Source organism: Pseudomonas asgharzadehiana, from assembly GCF_019139815.1.
Classification (GTDB): Bacteria; Pseudomonadota; Gammaproteobacteria; order Pseudomonadales; family Pseudomonadaceae; genus Aquipseudomonas; species Aquipseudomonas asgharzadehiana.
The window spans coordinates 3317793-3330480 of the sequence record NZ_CP077079.1 but is presented as its reverse complement, the minus strand read 5'-3'; the positions used below and the strand labels follow the sequence as shown (position 1 = coordinate 3330480).

At 63.3% G+C, this 12688-nt stretch carries 13 protein-coding genes; 11 read left to right on the top strand and 2 right to left on the bottom strand.

Features of this window, described 5'->3' with window-relative positions; genetic code table 11:
• Nucleotides 1-70: 70 nt before the first annotated feature.
• Nucleotides 71-613, bottom strand: a complete 543-nt coding sequence (locus KSS96_RS14970; protein ID WP_065879092.1) for a cytochrome b — start codon at nt 611-613, stop codon at nt 71-73.
• A 182-nt stretch (nt 614-795) separates the two neighbouring features.
• Here KSS96_RS14970 and KSS96_RS14965 point away from each other — a divergent pair, with 182 nt between their 5' ends.
• The 7 genes from KSS96_RS14965 to KSS96_RS14935 are packed head-to-tail and all read left to right on the top strand — an operon-like array spanning nt 796 to nt 7093.
• The gene (locus KSS96_RS14965; RefSeq protein WP_017530660.1) at nt 796-1473 is read left to right on the top strand and encodes a thermostable hemolysin; all 678 of its coding nucleotides are present in this window, start codon (nt 796-798) and stop codon (nt 1471-1473) included.
• Nucleotides 1463-2941, top strand: coding sequence for an AMP-binding protein (locus KSS96_RS14960; protein WP_065879093.1), 1479 nt, complete (start codon nt 1463-1465; stop codon nt 2939-2941). The genes KSS96_RS14965 and KSS96_RS14960 overlap by 11 nt, the downstream gene beginning before the upstream one ends.
• On the top strand, nt 2938-3612 hold the full coding sequence (locus KSS96_RS14955; RefSeq protein ID WP_017530658.1) for an iron-containing redox enzyme family protein: 675 nt from the start codon (nt 2938-2940) through the stop codon (nt 3610-3612). Before KSS96_RS14960 ends, KSS96_RS14955 begins: the two co-directional genes overlap by 4 nt.
• Nucleotides 3599-4408, top strand: coding sequence for an SDR family oxidoreductase (locus KSS96_RS14950; protein WP_065879094.1), 810 nt, complete (start codon nt 3599-3601; stop codon nt 4406-4408). The genes KSS96_RS14955 and KSS96_RS14950 overlap by 14 nt, the downstream gene beginning before the upstream one ends.
• Nucleotides 4405-5049 carry a tetratricopeptide repeat protein gene (locus KSS96_RS14945; protein WP_017530656.1) on the top strand — a complete coding sequence of 215 codons (645 nt, stop codon included), beginning with the start codon at nt 4405-4407 and terminating at the stop codon, nt 5047-5049. The genes KSS96_RS14950 and KSS96_RS14945 overlap by 4 nt, the downstream gene beginning before the upstream one ends.
• Before the next feature lie 11 nt (nt 5050-5060).
• Nucleotides 5061-5723 carry a response regulator gene (locus KSS96_RS14940; protein ID WP_017530655.1) on the top strand — a complete coding sequence of 221 codons (663 nt, stop codon included), beginning with the start codon at nt 5061-5063 and terminating at the stop codon, nt 5721-5723.
• Nucleotides 5720-7093: a sensor histidine kinase gene (locus tag KSS96_RS14935; protein WP_017530654.1), complete on the top strand. Its 1374-nt coding sequence runs from the start codon at nt 5720-5722 to the stop codon at nt 7091-7093. Before KSS96_RS14940 ends, KSS96_RS14935 begins: the two co-directional genes overlap by 4 nt.
• A 9-nt stretch (nt 7094-7102) precedes the next feature.
• Here KSS96_RS14935 and KSS96_RS14930 read toward each other — a convergent pair whose 3' ends face one another.
• Complete coding sequence (locus KSS96_RS14930) at nt 7103-8341, bottom strand: MgtC/SapB family protein (protein WP_017530653.1); 1239 nt, start codon at nt 8339-8341, stop codon at nt 7103-7105.
• Between the two features lie 228 nt (nt 8342-8569).
• On the opposite strand from KSS96_RS14930, the gene KSS96_RS14925 reads away from it, so the two are divergent.
• From KSS96_RS14925 to KSS96_RS14910, 4 genes are all read left to right on the top strand, one after another.
• The gene (locus tag KSS96_RS14925; RefSeq protein ID WP_026067483.1) at nt 8570-9493 is read left to right on the top strand and encodes a universal stress protein; all 924 of its coding nucleotides are present in this window, start codon (nt 8570-8572) and stop codon (nt 9491-9493) included.
• Between the two features lie 213 nt (nt 9494-9706).
• Entirely contained in the window at nt 9707-11053 is a 1347-nt protein-coding gene (locus KSS96_RS14920) for a sensor histidine kinase (protein WP_065879095.1), read from the top strand.
• Complete coding sequence (locus tag KSS96_RS14915; RefSeq protein ID WP_017530650.1) at nt 11038-11421, top strand: response regulator; 384 nt, start codon at nt 11038-11040, stop codon at nt 11419-11421. Before KSS96_RS14920 ends, KSS96_RS14915 begins: the two co-directional genes overlap by 16 nt.
• A gap of 9 nt (nt 11422-11430) precedes the next feature.
• Nucleotides 11431-12672 carry an EAL domain-containing response regulator gene (locus tag KSS96_RS14910; protein WP_065879096.1) on the top strand — a complete coding sequence of 414 codons (1242 nt, stop codon included), beginning with the start codon at nt 11431-11433 and terminating at the stop codon, nt 12670-12672.
• The last annotated feature ends 16 nt before the right edge of the window (nt 12673-12688 follow it).

Below are 12688 nucleotides of genomic sequence, written 5' to 3'. Positions count from 1 at the left end.
GCGCTTGCGTCGCCCGTTTGTCGCTAGAAGAAACGTTTCACCCAGCGCTATAAGCGTAACTTTCGCATTTCTAACGTTTTGGCAGCATTCGCGTCAGGGTGTTATCCCGCACCCAGTAATGGTGGAACAACCCAGCGGCCGCGTGCAGGCCAATCAGCCAGTAGCCGGTACTGCCCAGCCACTCATGCCAGTGCTTGAGTTGCTTGGCGTGGTCCGGGTCTACAGCCACCAGCGACGGCAGCGCCCATTCGAAATACGGCACCGGCTTGCCCGCGGCGTTGAGCATCAGCCATGCCAGCAACGGCGTGCCGATCATCAGTGCGTACAGCGCCAGGTGCATCAGGTGCGCCACGACGGTCTGCCAGGCCGGTGGGCGCGGCAAAATGGCCGGGCGCGGCGCGAGGCGGCCCAGCAGACGCAGCCATACCAGCGCGAAGATGCCGAGACCAAACAGCGCATGGCCGCCCAGCAACAGCCCCTTGAGCGCGTGCCCTCGAGGCAACAGGCCCTTGAGTTCGATACAGGCGTAGACGCCGACAAACAGCGCCAGCATCAGCCAGTGCAGGGTCATCGACAGACGTGTGTAGCGCTGGGTCAGCAGATGTTCGCTCATGAAAGGGCAACCTTGTGCGGAAGTAGAGGCCGTGTCCGGCCTGGGAAAGTCGGCGCCAACCTGCCTGCACAGTCTTAAGGCAGTCTGAAGATCGACAATACCGCTGACTTTTCCCACCTTCAGACTTCGTTAAGAAACGCCGCTGATACTCCTCCCAACTTCACTTGGGAGGCACACCACCCATGCCCCGGATCGATTGGAACATCCCCTTGCCGCTGCTGTTCGGCCAGCCCGACAGCACCACCCTGCAACTTGCCCGCGCCCTGCCCCATGACCGTGAACGTGCGGCCTTCGAGGCGTTTATCCAGCAACGTTTTCGCCTGGCCCACGGCGCCGATATCCGGCACTTCATGCCGCAATTGTTCGGCGTCAGCCAGGTCGGCGGCGAGCTGTGCGCCGTCGCCGGGGTCCGCCTGGCGGGGGCCGAACCGCTGTTTTTGGAGCGCTACCTGGATCATTCGATCGAGCCACTGATCAGCGCTGCCGCCGAACGCGCGGTGGAGCGCAGCGCCATTGCCGAAGTGGGCAATCTGGCGGCCAGCGATACCGGCAGCGCGCGCCTGAGCATCATCGCCATTACCTGGCTGCTGGCCATGGCGGGCCTGGAGTGGGTGGCGTTCACCGGCAACGTCGGTCTGGTCAATAGCTTCCACCGTCTGGGTTTGAAGCCCGTCACCCTGTGCGCCGCCGACCCGCAGCGCCTGGGCGACGAGCGCCATCACTGGGGCAGTTATTACGAGAGCCAGCCCTGGGTGCACGTCGGCAATATCCGCGCCGGCTTCGTTCATTTGCGCAACGTGGGCCTGTTTTCACGCCTGGGGTTGCCCACGCTTCTAGAGGACACTAGCCATGTCGCCTGAAACCCGTCGTTTCCATGCTGTACTGCGTGGCTATGCCGAACGCAACGACGGCGCTGTCGCCCTGTGGGGCGACACGCTGAAAATCAATTACACCGCGCTGTTTGCCGAAGTTACCTACCGCCAGGAACGCCTTCGCGATGAGGGGGTCAAGGTGGTGGCCCTGGCCCTGGACAACGGCGTCGACGCCATCTTGTGGGACTTGGCGATTTTGTTTGAAGGCCTGACCTGCCTGACCTTGCCACCGTTCTTCAGCCCTGCCCAGCGTGACCATTGCCTGGAACAAAGCCACGCCGAGCGGGTGATCGCCGAGCCTCATTTGGACGCTGAGTTACACGCTGGCGGGTATCGCAAAACCGGCGAGTTCTGGTGCCGCGCGTTTGAAGGTCGGCCGTCAATGCCGTCTGGCACCGCCAAGCTGACCTTTACCTCCGGCACCACCGGCACGCCCAAAGGGGTGTGCCTGAGCGCCGACAGCGTGCTGCGGGTCGCGCGTGAGTTGCACCAGGCCAGTCATGCCAGTGATCCACGCCATCACCTGGCGCTGCTGCCCATCGCCATCCTCCTGGAAAACCTGGGGTGCTACGCCGCGCTGTATGCCGGTGCCACCTTGAGTGTGCCGAGTCAAAAAAGCCTGGGCATCCAGGGCGCCAGTGCGGTGGACGCTGCACAGTTGCTCGGTTGCCTGGCGCTGCGCCAGCCCCACAGCCTGATTCTGGTCCCGCAATTGCTGCTGATGCTGGTGATTGCCGCCGAACAGAAGGCGTTCAGCCCCCACGGCCTGCGCTTTGCTGCGGTTGGCGGCGCGCGGGTGTCCAAGGCGTTGCTGCACCGCGCCGGACAACTCGGCTTGCCGGTCTACGAAGGCTACGGGCTGTCGGAATGCGCTTCGGTGGTGAGCCTCAATCGTCCCGAGGCGCAGCGCCCGGGCAGCGTCGGCAAACCCTTGCCCCACGTTGAGATCCGCCTGGCCGAGGACGGTGAAGTGCTGATCAAGGGCTCAACCCTGCTCGGCTACCTGGGTCAGGCCGAAGCGCCCGGAGAGTGGTGGCCCAGCGGCGACCTCGGCGCCTTTGATGCCGATGGGTTTCTTTACCTCAAGGGCCGCAAAAAGCATCAATTCGTCACCAGTTACGGGCGCAACGTCAACCCGGACTGGATCGAAGCCGAACTGACCCAGAGCGGCGTGATTGCGCAGGCCTTTGTCTACGGCGAGGCCCAGCCGCACAACCACGCCCTGCTTTGGCCACTGCGCGCCGATTGCACCGAGGCACAGCTGCAGGCGGCCGTGGACGCGGCCAACAGCGGCCTGCCCGACTACGCGCACGTGCACCGGTGGACGCGTCTGGATCAACCGTTCAGCGCCGCCAACGGCTTGCTCACCGCCAATGGCCGCCCACGGCGCGACGCCATAGTCGCCCGCTACCAAACCCTGCTTGCCCCTGCCTTGAACGAGGAAATGTCATCGTGAACTTTTTCGATACGCTCCAAGATGCCACCCAGCACGAACGCCAGGCCCTGTTCAGCCTGCCCATCATCCGCGATGCGCTGGAGGGCAAGGTCAGCCTGGAAAGCTACCGCGCCTTCCTGGCCCAGGCCTATTACCACGTTCGCCATACCGTGCCCCTGATGATGGCCTGCGGCGCTCGCCTGCCGTCGCGCCTGGAGTGGCTGCGCAAGGCGGTCTGCGAATACATTGAGGAGGAGTACGGCCACGAGCAGTGGGTGCTCAATGACATTGCCGCCTGCGGTGGCGACGCCCACGCGGTGCGTGAGGGCCGCCCCGGTTTGCCCATCGAGCTGATGGTCAGCTACCTGTATGACCTGATCTCCCGTGACAATCCGGTCGGTCTGTTCGGCATGGTCAATGTGCTGGAAGGCACCAGCATCGCCCTCGCCACCCATGCGGCCGGGAGCATTCGCGAGCGCCTGCATCTGCCGGAAACGGCGTTCAGCTACCTTAGCTCCCACGGTTCGCTGGACATTGGCCATATGCAGACCTACCGCGGCTTGATGAACCGACTGGATGACCCGGCCGACCAGGCCGCCGTGATCCACGCGTCAAGGGTGGTCTATGCGCTCTACACCGACATGTTCCGCACCCTGCCGCGCATCACGGAGACGCAACATGCGCCTGTCTGACGCGCGCGTGGTGCTGACCGGCGCCAGTGGCGGGATCGGCCTGGCGATTGCCGCCGTGCTGTGTGCCAGTGGCGCCCAGGTGCTGGCGGTGGCACGTCATCGCGCCCCTTTGGAGGTGTTGCTCGCGCAGTATCCGCAGCAGCTGTGCTGGGTGAGTGCCGACCTGACCTTCCTCGCCGACCGGCGCAAGGTGCTGGCGGCGGCCGATGCCATCGGTGGCGTCAACCTGCTGATCAACACCGCCGGGATCAACCACTTCGCGATGCTTGAGCAACTGGACGACAGCGAAATCAGCGGCATGCTGGCGTTGAACATCACCGCGCCGATCTGCCTGACCAAGCTGTTGCTGCCGCAACTCAAGCTCGCGCCGAGCGCCATGGTGGTCAATGTGGGCTCCACCTACGGCTCCATCGGTTACCCCGGCTACGCCACCTACTGTGCCACCAAGTTTGCACTGCGCGGGTTTTCCGAAGCCCTGCGCCGCGAGCTGGCCGACACCCGCGTGGGCGTGTTGTACGTAGCGCCACGGGCGACGCGTACGCGCATGAACAGCCCGGCGGCGCAGGCATTGAACGACGCGCTCAAGTCCAACGTCGACGACCCGCACACCGTCGCCTCGGCGGTGATCCAGGCCATCCTCAAGGATCGTCGCGACCTCTACCTGGGCTGGCCGGAGCGCTTCTTTGTGCGCCTCAACAGCCTGCTGCCAAACCTGGTGGACCGTAGTTTGAGCAAACAACTGCCACTGATTCGGCGCTTGAGTCACACACCTATCGATAAGGACCCCATCCCATGAAACGACTTTTTGCCGCCCTGCTGTTCACCCTGTTGAGCCCTCTGACCTGGGCAATGGACGCCGCCGACCAGCAACGCCTTACCGAAATCCAGACCCGTTGGGCACACATCCAATACAACCTGCCTGAGGAACAACGTTCCAAAGCCTTCGAACAGCTCGCCAGCCAGACCACGGCGCTTACCACGCAGCGCCCCCAGGCCGCCGAAGCGTGGATCTGGTCCGGTATCGTCACCAGCAGTTGGGCCGGCGCCCAGGGCGGGCTTGGGGCATTGAGCAAGGTCAAGGCGGCCAAGGCCGACCTCGAAACAGCGCTGGCCCTGGATCCCAAGGCCCTGCAGGGTTCGGCGTATACCAGCCTGGCGGCGCTGTACGACCGCGTGCCCGGCTGGCCCATCGGCTTTGGCGATGCGGACAAGGCCGATGCGTTGCTCAAACAGGCCTTGCAACTCAACCCGACGGGCATTGATAGTCTGTACTTCTGGGGCGATCACCTGTACCGGCAAAAGCGCTACGCCGAAGCGCGTGACGCCCTGCAAAAGGCCCTGCTCGCCGCACCACGGCCGGGGCGCGAAACTGCCGATGCCGGGCGCCGCAAAGAGATCACCGACCTGTTGGCCCAGGTCAATCAAAAACTCAACTGACAGGAGTCCATGTGCGCCTATTACTGATCGAGGATGATGTGGCGCTGGGGGAAGGCATCCAGCAGGCGCTGGTGCGTGAGGGCTACACCGTCGACTGGCTGCAGGACGGCGGCAGTGCCTTGCACGCCTTGCTCAGCGAAACCTTCGATGTGGTGGTGCTCGACCTGGGCCTGCCACGCATGGACGGACTGGAGGTATTGCGCCGCCTGCGCGACAGCGGCGCCGTTGTGCCGGTGTTGATCCTCACTGCACGGGACGCCACCGAAGACCGCATCGCCGGGCTGGATGCCGGCGCCGACGATTACCTGATCAAACCCTTCGACCTGTCGGAACTCAAAGCCCGCCTGCGCGCGCTGCTGCGGCGCAGTGCCGGGCGCGCGCGGGTGCTGATCGAACACGCCGGCATCTGCCTGGACCCCAGCACGCAACAGGTCACCTACCACAACCAACCGGTGGTGCTGACCCCTAAGGAATACCAGTTGCTGCACGAACTGCTCTCCCCGCCCGGCCGCGTGATGACCCGCGATCAGTTGATGCAGTTGCTTTACGGCTGGAACGAAGAGGCGGAAAGCAACACCCTGGAGGTGCATATTCACCACCTGCGCAAGAAATTTTCCAGCGAGTTGATCCGCACCGTGCGCGGGGTGGGCTACCTGGTGGAGGAGCGTGGATGACCTCGATCCGGCGGCGCACCCTGACCCTGATCATCGGCCTGATGCTGACCGGCCTGCTGGTGATCAGTTGGCTCAACCTGCACGACAGCAACCACGAAATCGCCGAAGTCTACGACGCGCAATTGGCGCAGAACGCGCGGCTGTTGCAGGGCGTGATGAGCATGCCGCTGGGCGGCAAAGACCAGGCCGAGCTGTATCGCGCGTTTAACAAGGCCTTGGGCAACGCCGTGCCTAAGCTGGACGGGCATCCTTACGAAAGCAAAATCGCCTTCCAGGTATGGAACCCCCAGGGCGAGCGCCTGGTGTTTACCAGCAGCGCGCCAGCGCTTGCGGCGCCTCCCGAGACTGCCGGGTTCGGCAACGTCGAGGATGTCAGCGGTCGCCAATGGCGCGGTTTCGTGCTCAAGGACAAGGACAATGGCCTGCGTATCTGGGTGGGTGAACGTGACGACGTGCGCTCGGACCTGGTGGGCCGCATCGTGCGCCATACCCTGTGGCCCAACGTGTTGGGCAGCCTGATCCTGGCCGCATTGGTGTGGCTGGCCATCGGCTGGGGCCTCAAGCCTCTGGCCGATATGGCCGCCACCCTGCGCGCCCGCCATTCCGGCTCCCTGGAGCCGATGCAACTCACACCCCTGCCCACGGAGCTGGAGCCGATGCAGGCGGCGTTGAACCGCATGCTGGCGCAAATCCAGGACATGGTCGGCCGTGAACGGCGCTTTATCGCCGACGCCGCCCATGAAATGCGCACGCCCCTGGCGGTGCTGCGGGTGCATGCGCAAAACCTGCTGGAAGCCGGTACCGAGACCGAACGGCGTGAATCCCTGGCCTTTTTGATCAGCGGCGTCGACCGCACCAGTCGCCTGGTTAATCAGTTGCTGACCATGGCGCGCCTGGAGCCCAGCGACGAGCATCTGCCTGTGCAGGCCATCGACCTGGCGGCGGCAGTGCGCGAAACGCTGATTCAACTGACACCCTGGCTGCTGAGCAAAGGCCTTGAACTGGTGTTCGACGTGGACGCCGCCGCCTATGCCGCGAGTACCGATGCGGTGGCGATCAATATCGCCCTGACTAACCTTGTGACCAACGCGGCCAACTTTTCACCGGAGCACGGCGTAATCACGGTGGGCTTGCGCAAACACGCCAACCGCTTCGCGCTGACCGTGGACGACCAGGGGCCCGGCATTGACGAGAACGAGCGCGACCGGCTGTTCGAACGGTTCTACAGCCGCGGCAATGCCCAGGGCGCCGGCCTGGGCCTGACCATCGTGCAAACCATCGCCCAACGTCTGGGGGGCCGGATACACCTGGAAAATCAGGCATCCGGAGGCTGCAGAGCCATCCTGGAGATCCCCGGTGATGCGCCGTAGGCGCAGCCGTCACGCGGCCACGGTTCCCAGCCACATCGCCCCGGTCAGCAGCAACTGCCCAGGAATCACGTAGGCCGCAAAACGCCGGCCGCCGGTGACCCAGGCCACCAAACATTTGCTCAACGCGTTGCAACTGATGGCCAGCAACACGGGGGTGGACGCGGCAACCAGCGTCAACTGGCCGCTGCTGGCCAGTGCTGCAATCGAGGCGGTCGAGGCATGGGCATCGGCGAAGCCAGCCAGGGTGGCGCTGACAATGACCCCCATTTGGCCGAAGTGATAGAGCATCACTGACGACACAACGCCAATGCCCGTCAGTGTCAACACCATGATCAAGGCCAACTTGAGGTCGAACGCGCCGCCAACCTGAACCGGCTGGCCGGTGGGCGCGGTGCGCGCTCGCAGCATCACACCCAGCGCATACAGTGCGGTGGCAGCCAGGCCCGCCAGCAGCGGCCAGGCCAATTGGCGCAGTAATGCAGGCTCCACGGCGCCCAGAATCAAAGCGGCCTGGGTCATCGTTGCCAGGTTCGACAGAATGGCGGCTGCCGCCAGGGTTCGCAGGTGGTCCGGCTCTTTGAGCGCCCTATGCCCCATGGCGGCGATGGTCACGGTACTGGACGCAAACCCCGAAGCGATGGCCCCGATGGCATACCCGTAACGGGGGCCCAGAATGCGTTCCGCCACGTGCCCCACCGCGCCTACTGCCATCAACATCACCGTCAACGTGCAGATGGTGCGCGGGTTCACCGCCTCGTAAGGGCCGATAAATCGATCCGGTGCCAATGGCAGCACCACCAACGCCACAACCAGCAGCAACAGGCCGTCGCGCATTTCTGCATCGGTCAATTGGCTGCGGGCGAAATCGTGCAGTTTCTGGCGGTAGACCAGCAAACCGGCCATCACCACGCCAATCGCCGTCGCCAGCGCAGGCGACGCGGCACACAGAGCGCCCAGCACCAGGACCGTCAACAAGGCGACTTCACTGGTGATGCCTGGGTCTTTGTCCTGACGCTTCCAGTAAGCCGTACTCACCAGCACGGCCAGGCACAGCGCGATCAGCCCAAGCAACAGCGCACCGCCGACTTGTTGGGTGACATAGCCCAGCAAACCGGTGATGGAATAGGTACGCAAACCGGCAAACGCGCGGTGTTCGCCCTCGCCTTTATGGCGCTCACGCTCCAGCCCCACCAGCATGCCGATGCCCAGCGCCGCGGCGGCGCCGGCAATGCCCAGGGTTTGCGTCATGCTGTGCCCCTATTACACGCAAGTGTGCGGTGGGTTACCAGACTGCACCGCAACGGCACGATACGTGTTGATCATGGTCAACGACGCGCCGCACCGCTCGACCGACCGTCGCCCGGCCGCTCCCCCCTGCGCGCCCCTTGATGCAGGTCAATTCAGGCAAGGCGCCTGGGGCGATGATCAACCAGAGGCGTCACGGCCCAAACCCCTTCGTTGCCACGGGAGATCAGCATGTCTGCTCAAGCACGTTTCCTTTTATTGGTTTCACCGTTGATGGAACACAGCCCCGCCCTGGAAAGAGCCGCCGCCCTGGCGAAAGCCGAAGGCGCCGCGCTGCATATCCTGGCCTTCGACTACCTCGATGGCCTGGCAACCGCGGGCCTGGTGAACGAGCAGGCATTGGAGCAGATGCGCCTGGGGTACGTGGAGCGCCACCACCAATGGCTGGAGGACCAGGCCAGGCCGTTGCGCAAGCTCGGGCTGACGGTCACCACCGAAGTCGCGTGGGTCGAACACCCGCTCAAGGAGTTGCTGCTGCGCCTCAAGGAAGAACCCATGGACCTGGTGATCAAGGCCCTGGAGCAGGAATCGTGGCTGTCGCGCCTGGTATTTACGCCGCTGGACGTGCACCTGTTGCGCGAATGCCCGGTGCCGCTGCATTTTGTGCGTCAGGTCAAACATGCGTTGCCGCGCAAAATCGTCGCGGCGGTCGACCCGTTTCATCGCGACGGCCGCTACGAGGGGTTGAACGACCGTATCCTGCATGAAGCGACAAAACTGGCCATCGCGTGCGATGCCGAGGTAGAAGTGGTGTATGCCCACGACTTGTCCGACCTGAGCGCCCAGGAGTATGGCTTTGGCAGTGGTGCGGGGTTTTTCTCTTCACAGGCCGCCAAGCTGCTGTTCGACGAGCAAGGCAAGACTTTCGACGACCTCGCGGCGCGCAACGGCATCCCGCCCGAACAGCGTCACATGATCCTCGGCAGCCCGGCCCGTGTGCTGTCCAGCTATGCCGATGCTTACAATGTCGACGTTATCGTCATGGGCCGCGTCGGCCATCACGGCCTCGATCGCCTGCTGGGCAGCACCGCCGAATCGCTGCTGTACAAGATGCCGTGCAGCGTCTGGATGGTCTCCCCCGAAGTTATCGATTGAGTACCTGACGCACCTGTCAAGGGCGGCGCTCTGCCGCCCTATTGAATTTCTGCCCATCCAATTGAGTGCAGCGACACCGCGCCGTGCGTGGTATCTGCTATTGTCAGGGCACTTCATGTCCTCCCCGTCGCCTTCGAGCGACTTTGTGTGAGCATGCTCTGCGCCCTCGCCTGACGACGACGGCGGGCCTGAACCCCATGGAACGCACAAGCGATGGACACTCCCCCGCCCTTACCGCCGCAGTCACGCGCGGAAAAAATCGTCGAGTTCAAACGGCAGAAAACCCTGCTCAAGACCGGTGCGCTGCAAGACGCCATCTTTAACAGTGCGTACTTTTCCAGCATCGCCACCGACGAAAAAGGCGTGATTCAGATCTTCAATGTCGGCGCCGAACGCATGCTTGGTTACGCCGCCGCCGACGTGGTCAACCGCATCACCCCTGCCGATATCTCCGACCCCGCCGAGCTGATCACCCGCGCCGCCGCCCTCAGCCTGGAACTCGACACGCCCATCACGCCAGGCTTTGAAGCCCTGGTATTCAAAGCCTCGCGCGGCATCGAGGACATCTACGAGCTGACCTACATCCGTAAGGACGGCAGTCGCCTGTCGGCCATGGTCTCGGTGACCGCATTGCGCAACCGCAGCGACACGATCATTGGCTACCTGCTGATCGGCACCGACAACACCGCGCGCAAACAGGAAGAGGCCCAGCGCAAACGTTTTGAGCGCGCGCTGGAAGAAAAAAACCTGGAGCTGGAACACGCCAGCCGCATGAAGTCCGAATTCCTCGCCACCATGTCCCATGAACTGCGCACGCCGTTAAACGCGGTGATCGGTTTTTCCGAGGCGTTAAAGGACGGGCTGGTGGGCGATATGAGCGATACCCAGCGTGAATATATCGGCGACATCTTCACCAGCGGCCAGCACCTGCTGTCGCTGATCAACGACATTCTCGACCTGTCCAAAGTCGAGGCCGGGATGATGGACCTGGAGCTTGAACCGGTGGAACTGACCGGTTTGCTTGCCAACAGCCTGCTGATCGTGCGGGAAAAGGCCGCCCAGCAGCGTATCCAGTTGAAGCTCGACAGCCAGGGCGACCTGGGCACTCTGATGCTTGATCAGCGCAAGACCAAACAGATCGTCTACAACCTGCTGGCCAACGCGGTGAAGTTCAGCGCGCACGCAGGCTTTGTGAACCTGGTGGTGCGCGAGGTCAGTCGTGATCAAGTCGGGCAGGTGCCGGGCGATTGGCCCGTGCACGGCTTTGCCCTGCAGCCCAGCGTGCACCAACGCTTTCTCGAATTGAGCGTAAGCGACACCGGCATCGGTATTGCCGCCGCTGACATGGGCAAGCTGTTCAAGGCGTTCAGCCAGATCGACAGCAGCCTGGCACGCCAATTCGAAGGCACCGGCCTGGGCCTGGCGATGGTCAAGCAACTTACCGACCTGCACGGCGGCAGTGTCGCCGTGGCCAGCCGTGAGGGCCTGGGTGCCCGTTTTGTGGTGTGGCTGCCGCTGCACCGCGCCAAAGCTACGGAGGCAGCATGGCCACAATCCTGATCGTCGAGGACAACGAAGCCAATATGCGCCTGGCGCGCCTGCTGCTGATCAACGCCGGGCATAGCGTGCTGTGGGCCGCCGATGCCGAAACCGGGCTGGCCATGGCCCGTGAGCAGAAACCGGCCTTGATCCTCATGGACATCCAGCTGCCGGGCATGGACGGCCTGGCCGCGACCCGCTTACTCAAGCAAGACCTGAGCACCGCACACATCCCAGTGATCGCCCTTACTGCCATGGCGATGAAGGAAGACCGCGAAAAGACCCGGCTCGCCGGTTGTGATGCGTATGTGATCAAACCCCTGCGCTACAAGGAGCTGTACCAGGTGATCGATACCCTGCTGAACCCAACCCTCACACCTCCTGTATGAGTCCTCTTCATGGCCAGCTCACCCGCAACACTGTTGATCGTTGATGACGAACCCCAGGTTCGCAAACTGTTGGAAACCCTGCTGCAACACGAGGGCTACCAGACACGCAGTGCAAGTTGCGGGGAAGAAGCCTTGGCATCGGTGGCACAGCAGCCCCCCGATCTGATCCTGCTGGACGTCATGATGCCGGGCATGGACGGCTTTGAGGTGGCCAGCCGGCTCAAGGCCAACCCGGCCACGGCGAACATCCCGATCATCATGCTCTCGGCCCTGAACGAACCCGGCGCACGGGTCAGCGGCCTGCACACCGGGGCCGAGGAATTCATCAGCAAGCCGGTGGAACACATCGAACTGTGGCTGCGCGTACGGAACCTGCTGCGGCTCAAAGCCCATGGCGACCAGTTGAAACAGCACAGCGCGATGCTGGAACAGCAACTGCAACGCCACAGCGAGGACAGCACCCGCATGAACGTGCATGACCTGGCCCGCCAGGACTTGGAAGCGGCCTTGCGCGATGCCGTTGAACGGGATGAATTCACCCTGCACTACCAGCCCAAGGTTGATGTGGCCAGCGGACGCATCTGCGCCCTGGAAGCCTTGTTGCGCTGGGACCGCCCGGGTTATGGCGCGGTATCGCCCGCAGTGTTTGTGCCGGTGCTGGAAAGCCTGGGCCTGATCGTGCCCGTGGGACGCTGGGTGATCGAGACGGTCTGCCGACAGATCGCCACCTGGCAACGTGAGGATATTGGCGCGGTTGAAGTCGCGGTGAACGTCTCCGGCCATCAATTGATCGAGGGTGACCTGATTGCCGATATCGGGCTTATTCTCGAGCAGACCGGCGTTCAGGCCCATTGGCTGGAGGTGGAACTGACCGAAGGTTCGCTGATGGACAATACCCAGCACACCATCGCCAGCCTGCAACGCCTGCGTGCCAAGGGTGTGAAGATCGCCATCGACGACTTTGGCACCGGCTATTCAAGCCTGGCGTACCTGCGCCGCTTTCCCATCGACACCCTGAAGATCGATATCGCGTTTATCCGCGAAGTCACCACCAACCCGCAGGACGCGGCCATTACCCGCACGATTATCGAACTGGCCCACAACCTGAAACTGCGCGTGGTTGCCGAAGGCGTGGAAACCCAAGACCAGATGGCGTTCCTGAAGGAAGCCGGGTGTGACCAGATTCAAGGGTATCTTTTCAGCCGGCCGCTGCCGGTGGAGAGCCTGGAGCGGCTGTTGCGCCAGCAGTGAGGCACTCACGTTGCTG